Genomic DNA, 4,351 nt, shown 5'->3' on the forward strand with positions numbered 1-4,351 from the left:
TTGAGCAGTAACGAACCGAGGATCACCCGATTGGCAGAAAAACGCTTGATCACCCCGCCGATGATCAAGTCCACAAACAACGCACCCGCGCCATACACGCCCACCAGCAAACCTGCGGTGCCCGCCGATACGGCGTGCTGATGAATCAGGTACGCCGCATAGAAAGGGAACGCCATGGTGCCCATGCGGAACACCAAGGTGATCAGGAACAGCAACTGCAAGCGGGCATTGAGCCCACGTAAAGCGCGATAGGTGCCCATCATCAGCGGATCACATAGACGTGGTCTTTGTTCTGGCGAATCTGCTCGTAATCCTCGTCGATACTGCGCTGGCTCTCCGATACCAGAAACACCCGCAGAGGGCTGCTGAGCAGGTCCACGGTCTTTTTCATCAACTTGCCGGCCTTGTATTTGACGCTCAGCTTATGCACCGAGGGCAGCGCCTCGATCAGTTGGATAGCTGAGTCGTTGAAGCCAGTGACCTCACCTTGCAGCGTGGTATCGGTGTTGATGACACAGGCTTCCTTGAGCTTTTGATAGCGCTTGCCGGCATAGTTTGCCTTGAACGCCTCACCATCGCAGTACGCCAGATAGGTGAGCTGCGCCTGGTTGCCGCCCAGGCTGATGTCGTGGAATCGGGGCTCCATGTTGCCGTTCAAGCGAGCACCGACTTCTACCAGCGCAGGGCCGGCTTCAGTGAGGATCACTTCCGAATGGGCTGGGCCGTTATTGATACCCAACGCCTTGAGCGCCTGCACGATGTAATCGACCAGTACGTTGGCCTCGGCACTGTCCGGCGCAATCAGAACGTCACGGTCATAGATGTTCTTGCCGCCACTGATTTCACGCTTCACATAACGCCAGATCCCACAGACGTAGGCCTGCCCATCACGGCTGACGGTATCGACGATATACTCCGGGCCCTTGAGGTAGGACTGGCAAAGAATTTCGGTGTTGGCCAGGCCGAAGATATCCAGGTTGGATATGACTTCCTCACAGGCGCGCTTGACGTCCTCGACGTTGTGGCAGATCGAGACGCCGTCTGTCGAAGCCGAGCTCAGCGGTTTGATCACGCACGGAAACACATGGCCGGCCTCTACCCAAGCCAGCAGTTGCTGGGGGTCCGAGGATTTGATCTGGCGGGCGGTCAACAGGCCCGCGGCCGCGACTTTATTGATCATCTCAAACTTGTCGCGGCGCGCACGTGACCCCGCGCTGCCGTTGGAAGTGGACAACTGCAGTTGTTCGCTCAAGTAGTCGGCAAATGGCACGCCTGGCTCCTGGCCAGCAATGACGGCGACTACGTTGAATTCGCGCAGGCGTTGCACGATCTCTTCAGCGTTGTCGTTGAACGCCAAATTGTGTTCGAACTCCGACAGATTCGGCCCGAGCATGCTCGGCATCAACTCTGGGGTACTCTGTACATGGATCAGGCTGAAGCCCGCATCCCGAAAATATTGCGGCAGGAAATTACCGCTCGAGTAGACATCCACCAATGCGACGTACTGCTTCATAAGAATGTCCTTTTTCAGTAATGAGTGGCGGTTTCAGAGGCCCGTGGCGAAGCCACGTCATCCAGCGCCAGGAAAATGTTCTGCGGAAACTCAGCCACACGGTGCAACAGGTGCAGGTACCAATTGATGCCATACACCGCCGACACGCGGGTCTTGACCTGACCCTGGTTTTTCACCTTCTGAATCAATTCAGGGCGCACACCGTGAAGCATCTCCAGCTCGCCTCGGTCGGCGATGCGGCTGGTGAGGATTTCTTCAACCAGCTGTGGGTCCTGGGTCGCGAAAGCGAACGGGCCACGGCCGCCATTGATTCGGTCCAGCAACCCCAGGTAACGCTCGTTGAGCGCATTGCCACGCGGTAAAGCAATCGCGGCAGGCTCAGCATAGACGCCTTTGACCAAGCGTACTTTGCAGCCAGTTTCCAGGACCGCCCCGAGGTCATCCGGGGTTCGATTCAATTGCGCCTGCAAGGTGATACCCACGTTGGGAAAGCGCCCGCTCAGTTGCAGGAAGATATCGAGGATCGAATCCGTCCATTGAGAACGCTCCATACTGATGATCACACCGATATCCTTATCGGCTGCATGGGTGAGGATCTTCGAGCAGTTCTCAATCGCCAGTTCGCGGGAAATGATGGTGCCGACGTTGGACAGGTCGAACCCCAGCTGCGGGGGTTCTTCAAGCTTGGGATGCTGTGCAATCAAGTCGATGAGTTTCAGGTACTCATCGGTAGCCGTGGTGACCTCGGCTAATGTCGTCGCTTCCTCGCCAACGAACTCGACACCGGTGCGATAGCCTTTCTCCAGCAGGGCCCCAAGCTTATCAAGCATCTCCAGGCGATCTTCGGAGATGATGTAACGAAGAGCGGCGGGCCGCAGGAAATCGCGCAGCGTCTCGCTCTGCAGGAACAAATCGCGATAGGTTTTGTTTGCCGCCAGTTTCTTCAGGGCCAGGGTTGCCAGCAGGCTGTTGTCGGTCGTGTTCATGGCATTAAACCCCGTAGGACTGGTTGAGCATACGACGTGCGAAACTCGAATCGTCGGTGTGGTTGGCAATCTTGTGAGCGCGGAACTTGGACGCGTAACTGAGCAACGTTTCCTTGTGGCGGCTCTGCCGATCACGGGTAAAGATCCCGGCCCACAGGTTGTCCCAGCGCGCGTACTCAGGGTGAGTCATCAGCAGCTTATGAGCCTTGCGCATATTCCAGTGGGGAATGGACGGATGTAGGTGGTGCACGAGGTGGTAATTGTCGTCGTGGCGACCGAAAAAGAAGTTCTCCAAAACATTGCCTTTACGGTTGCGGGTCAGCAACAACTTTGTCGGTCTCAACCGCCGGCATCGGATAATGCTCGGCCAACTCGATGATCCAGCCTACGGCTACGGCGGTGGTAAACAGCGGCACCAGCCAGAAACAAACACCCATTCAGCGACCACCCCGAACCAGGCGACCACAGCAAAAATTACCGCCCAATAAGCCCACATCATCATGCGTTCCTTGCGGATGCGCGGGTCTTGCCCCTGGACACGGTCCTTGACCACATACTTGATGTACTGAAGGGTTCTGTAGCCGGATAGCGCCATCACGACGTTCTTTCAAGAAGAACTCGCGCTCGCTTTGTTGAAGGTCATACAGGCCGCACTTGAGATGGAAATTGTAGTCAGGGTCTTTTTCTGGATGCCCCAAGTGCACGTGGTGGTTCTTGATGTGCGAAGTGCTGTAGGACTGGTACAAGTGGAAGACCAGATACCCAGAAAGAAACGTACCGGCAAACCAGTTGATCGCACGGTTTTTTGCCAACACCTTGTGGGTTGACTCATGTAGTACGTTAGTCAAAGCACGTTGGGTGGTGCCGATTAGAAAACAGCGAAACCGGGTAGAACCAATAGCTGACGCCCAACGACAGGTAAATGGCAAACGCAATAATTGCATAGTCCTTACCCAGTGCGATGGCCCAGTGATAGTTATCTTTTTTACACAAGTGTTTAAGCATCCCGAATGTTTCCCGGGAAATACCGGCAGCGTATTCGCTAGCAGGTTCTTTGTTCTTATCGACCAGCATAATCACTCCATAATTAAGCGGCGCGCTGCAGCACTCGATCCGCGCAGGGCGAAGATGATTTTTTGAGTGCTGCGCCTATTGTTTTTTTTTGCCTGAGCTAGACTCATCGGCTGCAAAAAAACTAAAGCACCGCTTAACAGTGAACAAGCTGCCCTTTTAGACAGGTAGCGCCAAATCACGCGCGCACGCGCGCGCTCGCCGATGAAAAAATCATCGGCGAGCGCGGTATTTTTACGAGGGGGGCCTGCCGATCAGGCCTGTTCGCGGATGTAGCCCAGTTGCAAGGCTTTACGGATTGCGGACTTGCCGTTGGTGACATTCAACTTGCTGAAGATATTCTTCATATGAAACTTTACCGTACGCGGGCTCATGGAGACCAAGAGCGCTATTTCGTTATAGGTCTTGCCCAGACTGGTCCAGGACAATACCTCTGTTTTCGCGAGGCGTCAGCACGGTTTCCCGTACAACAGGGGCAAGCGAGGTTGCACCACTTTCCAGCGCCTCGTCGTAAACCGAGACCAGCAGCATCTGCAGTTCGCTTTTGTTGGCCAGCACTCTTTCGCGAAACTGTTGATGCTCTCCGAAACTGCACAGGTTGAGAATGGAATAAAAAACCCTGGTTGCCATGCACAATAAAACTGGCGCCCTCGCCCACAGGCGCACACGGCCCCGGCACCGGCACCGCTTCTGCCGCAGGGGCCAGGATGTTTTCATCGCTCCAGAAAAACGGTTTTATGCGGCGCTTGGACAAGGACAACAAATGACCGCGTTGGTAAAA

At 55.2% G+C, this 4,351-nt stretch carries 7 protein-coding genes and 2 pseudogenes; all 9 read right to left on the reverse strand.

Annotated features, from left to right (window positions below; genetic code table 11):
- A pseudogene (locus DQ405_RS24765) lies at positions 1-263 on the reverse strand (MFS transporter); the annotation flags it as partial.
- Complete coding sequence (locus tag DQ405_RS24770; protein ID WP_014719857.1) at positions 263-1,513, reverse strand: ATP-grasp domain-containing protein; 1,251 nt, start codon at positions 1,511-1,513, stop codon at positions 263-265. The gene DQ405_RS24770 and the pseudogene DQ405_RS24765, both read right to left, overlap by 1 nt.
- 14 nt (positions 1,514-1,527) lie before the next feature.
- A complete protein-coding gene (locus tag DQ405_RS24775) occupies positions 1,528-2,499 on the reverse strand; it encodes a proline dehydrogenase family protein (protein ID WP_168426386.1) in 972 nt (323 codons plus the stop codon).
- Positions 2,500-2,503: 4 nt separating this feature from the next.
- Positions 2,504-2,824, reverse strand: coding sequence for a fatty acid desaturase (locus tag DQ405_RS27855; protein ID WP_241730206.1), 321 nt, complete (start codon positions 2,822-2,824; stop codon positions 2,504-2,506).
- Positions 2,805-2,936, reverse strand: coding sequence for a hypothetical protein (locus tag DQ405_RS28210; RefSeq protein WP_274597437.1), 132 nt, complete (start codon positions 2,934-2,936; stop codon positions 2,805-2,807). The genes DQ405_RS27855 and DQ405_RS28210 overlap by 20 nt, the downstream gene beginning before the upstream one ends.
- Entirely contained in the window at positions 2,891-3,094 is a 204-nt protein-coding gene (locus tag DQ405_RS27860) for a hypothetical protein (protein ID WP_241730207.1), read from the reverse strand. The genes DQ405_RS28210 and DQ405_RS27860 overlap by 46 nt, the downstream gene beginning before the upstream one ends.
- 127 nt (positions 3,095-3,221) lie before the next feature.
- A pseudogene (locus DQ405_RS27865) lies at positions 3,222-3,443 on the reverse strand (hypothetical protein); the annotation flags it as partial.
- The gene (locus DQ405_RS27870; RefSeq protein WP_241730208.1) at positions 3,340-3,573 is read right to left on the reverse strand and encodes a hypothetical protein; all 234 of its coding nucleotides are present in this window, start codon (positions 3,571-3,573) and stop codon (positions 3,340-3,342) included. The pseudogene DQ405_RS27865 and the gene DQ405_RS27870, both read right to left, overlap by 104 nt.
- A gap of 393 nt (positions 3,574-3,966) precedes the next feature.
- Positions 3,967-4,200 (reverse strand): hypothetical protein, encoded by a 234-nt coding sequence (locus DQ405_RS27880; protein ID WP_241730211.1) that lies wholly within the window; start codon positions 4,198-4,200, stop codon positions 3,967-3,969.
- Between the last annotated feature and the right edge of the window lie 151 nt (positions 4,201-4,351).

This window comes from Pseudomonas sp. SST3 (assembly GCF_003325755.1).

Excerpts from the sequence above, each read along its gene's own strand:
- DQ405_RS27880 (WP_241730211.1), bottom strand. The coding sequence starts at position 4,200 with ATGGCAACCAGGGTTTTTTATTCCATTCTCAACCTGTGCAGTTTCGGA.
- DQ405_RS28210 (WP_274597437.1), bottom strand. The coding sequence starts at position 2,936 with ATGGGTGTTTGTTTCTGGCTGGTGCCGCTGTTTACCACCGCCGTAGCC.
- DQ405_RS24775 (WP_168426386.1), bottom strand. The coding sequence starts at position 2,499 with ATGAACACGACCGACAACAGCCTGCTGGCAACCCTGGCCCTGAAGAAA.
- DQ405_RS27870 (WP_241730208.1), bottom strand. The coding sequence starts at position 3,573 with ATGCTGGTCGATAAGAACAAAGAACCTGCTAGCGAATACGCTGCCGGT.
- DQ405_RS24770 (WP_014719857.1), bottom strand. The coding sequence starts at position 1,513 with ATGAAGCAGTACGTCGCATTGGTGGATGTCTACTCGAGCGGTAATTTC.
- DQ405_RS27860 (WP_241730207.1), bottom strand. The coding sequence starts at position 3,094 with ATGGCGCTATCCGGCTACAGAACCCTTCAGTACATCAAGTATGTGGTC.